This window comes from Streptomyces sp. UW30 (genome assembly GCF_008042075.1).
GTDB lineage: Bacteria > Actinomycetota > Actinomycetes > Streptomycetales > Streptomycetaceae > Streptomyces.
The window spans coordinates 1-2794 of the sequence record NZ_RDBN01000050.1; the positions used below are offsets into that span (position 1 = coordinate 1).

The following is a 2794-nucleotide window of genomic DNA, read 5'->3' on the forward strand; positions in this document are numbered from 1 at the left end:
CGGTACCGGGTGCGGGAATTGACCCCGGGCCAGGTGTGACTCACGTCACCGCCCTCCCGTCCATAGAAAGCGGATGCCGCCCCCTGCCGACAGGAGTTGGTCTCGGCGGTCCAGAGCTATGTCCCGCACATCTGGCTCGGCGACTCCGAACGCGCCGAGGGCCACGTCGGCCGACCCGACATCAAGGGACACCGACAGCGCACTCAGGGCCGTACGCAGTGAAGGGTCGGCCTCGTACCGCGCCGCCCCGGACAACGGCGGCGACCTGGAACGGACTTGTGACAGCAAACCCCTGAAGTCATCGGCAGATGAGTCCGTAAACTTTACGGACGGCTGTACTCCTGTGTGATTTCCCTTGGCTGGTGAGGGATGTGTACGGCCGTGTTGTCTGACGGGGGTGCTTTCTGCTGTGGCGATGATGTTGCCGGACGAGCTCGAGTGGGTTCTCGAGATGCTGGGCTACCGGTGGCCGACGGCGAACGAGGACAAGCTCAGAGACTGCGCCACCGTGTGGCGGGAGTTCGGCGAGAAGGTCAACGAGCTCCACACCACGGCGAACAGCAGCGCGCGCCAGGTCACCGCCCACAACGCCGGTGAATCGATCGACAAGTTCACCAAGGCCTACGAGAAGTTCGACGGCGGAGGCGGCAACGACGGCTACCTCCGCAGCGCCGCCGAGGCCGCCTTCCTCATCGCGAATGTGCTGGAGGCCTGCGCCTACCTCGTCGAGTTCGCCAAGTGGGCGGTGATCGCCCAGCTGATCGCCCTGGCGATCGAGATCGTCGCCGCCCATGCCGCCGCGCCCTTCACCTTCGGCCTGTCCGAGGTCGCCGGCCTCGGCGCCACCCAGGTCACCCGCCTGATCGTCCGACGCCTCCTCGACGAGCTCAAGAAAGCGATGATCGAGGCGATCGTGGAGACGCTGAAGGAGCCCGCGATCTCGGCGATCGAGGCGATCATCACCGACCTCATCCGGCAGACCGTGAACGTCGGCTTCGGCGCCCAGGAAGGCTACGACGTCGGAGCCACCCTCAAGGCCGGCGGCACGGCAGGCCTTGATGCCCTCAAGCAGAGCCCGCAGACCTTCGCCGWAGGCGTGCGCGACAGCCTGGGCCACAAGGCCGGCAGCCGGGCCCGGAACGCGATCGACAGCCGAATCGACGGATACGACGGAGCGTCGGAGTCGGGGTTGCCGGGGGGTGACACCGGAAGTGAGTCCGGGGCGGGGAGTTCCAACTCTTCGTCCTCGGATTCCTCTTCCTCGGATTCTTCGTCCTCGGATTCTTCGTCTTCCGGCTCCTCCTCCTCGGACTCCTCTTCCTCCAACTCTTCGTCCTCCAACTCTTCGTCCTCCAACTCTTCGTCCTCCGACTCGAGTTCGTCGGGATCGGACTCCTCCACCTCGACGCGTACGGGCGACGGCAACATCCCCGGCACGAACATAGGCAGCGGCATCTCCGCCGACACCGGCGGCAACGACATCGGCGCACCCGACATCGGTGCGGGCCCCAACTCCGACTCCGGGTCGGGTTCCGATTCCGGGAACCCGTCCTCCTCGGACACCCCTTCCTCAAGGCCGACACCGTCTTCAGGGCCGTCCCTGTCGGACTTCGACGACCCCTCGCCCGGCGGTCCCGCGTCCAACGGCTCCGACTCCAACGGCTCCGACTCCAACGGTTCGTCCAGCACTCCGAGCACGTCCGGCCCTTCGCACTCCGGCAGCGGCTCCCCCGTGTCGGGCCTGTCGTCCCCGAGCGTCCAGTCCGCGCCCACGCCCACGTCGTCCGGTGGAACGTCGTCCTCGCCGGGGGGCGGCTCGATCGGCACCAACATCGACAGCCTGGCCGCCACCGCCCCCACGCAGTCCAACGCGGTACCGACGCCCACGGCCGACCCGTCTCCCTCCAGTACCGGCGGTCGTTCGGACAGCGGCGGCTCGGCGATGCCGACATCGCCTACGGCGCCTTCCACCGGGGGTGCGGCTCCGGGTGGGGGTGGGCACCAAAGCACGGGCGCCTCCGGCGGCAGTACGTCCGCCACCAGCCCGAATCCCAACTCGGYCCCGGCGAGGAATCCTTCTGCCGGCACGCCGTCCACCACGGGGACCGGCCCCGCATCCACGCCGAGCCCCACGTCTCCTACAACGCCTCGGAGCACGCCGACATCCACACCGGACGGCCGAACACCCGGTACGGCGGATGGGCGTACGTCAAGCACGCCGGACGGTCGAATACCGACCCAGCGCCCCGGGAGTGCGACCCCGAGCGACGGCAGCACGCCGCGGAACACTCCGGGTACAACGCCGGGCGACCGCACTCCGCCACGCAACAACCCGGGGACCACCACGCCGGGTAACAGCACCACACCCCGCAACACCACGGACTCGTCCGGCGGCACCCGTACCCCCACCCCGGGCCAGAACCCGAGTACGACCACTCCGAACCAGAACCCGGCCCAGTCGACTCCGCCCAGGACCGCATCGCCGTCCACCAGCAGTCCGACGACGACGCCCTCTACATCTACCGGCGCCGGGTCCGGGCACACGTCGACACCGGGCAGCGGTACGCCGAACGCCTCGACACCGAGCAGCGGCACACCTAACTCCTCGACACCGAGCAACAGCGCCCCGAACTCGTCGACACCGGGCAACAGCACCCCGAACTCGTCGACCCAGCCCGGCCCCGCCGCTCAGGGCACGCCCGGCACCCCGAACCAGCCGAGCGCGGGCAGCCAGCCGAGCTGCACGCCGACGACGGTGGCGAGGACGGACGCGGTGAGGAACTCGGGCTCGGGC

General features: G+C 68.9%; 2 protein-coding genes. Both read right to left on the reverse strand.

The window, feature by feature from the left end; translation table 11 throughout:
* Nucleotides 1–298: 298 nt before the first annotated feature.
* Nucleotides 299–1117 (reverse strand): hypothetical protein, encoded by an 819-nt coding sequence (locus EAO75_RS46755; RefSeq protein WP_147998989.1) that lies wholly within the window; start codon nucleotides 1115–1117, stop codon nucleotides 299–301.
* Complete coding sequence (locus tag EAO75_RS46760; RefSeq protein WP_147998990.1) at nucleotides 1012–2655, reverse strand: hypothetical protein; 1644 nt, start codon at nucleotides 2653–2655, stop codon at nucleotides 1012–1014. The genes EAO75_RS46755 and EAO75_RS46760 overlap by 106 nt, the downstream gene beginning before the upstream one ends.
* Nucleotides 2656–2794: the final 139 nt, after the last annotated feature.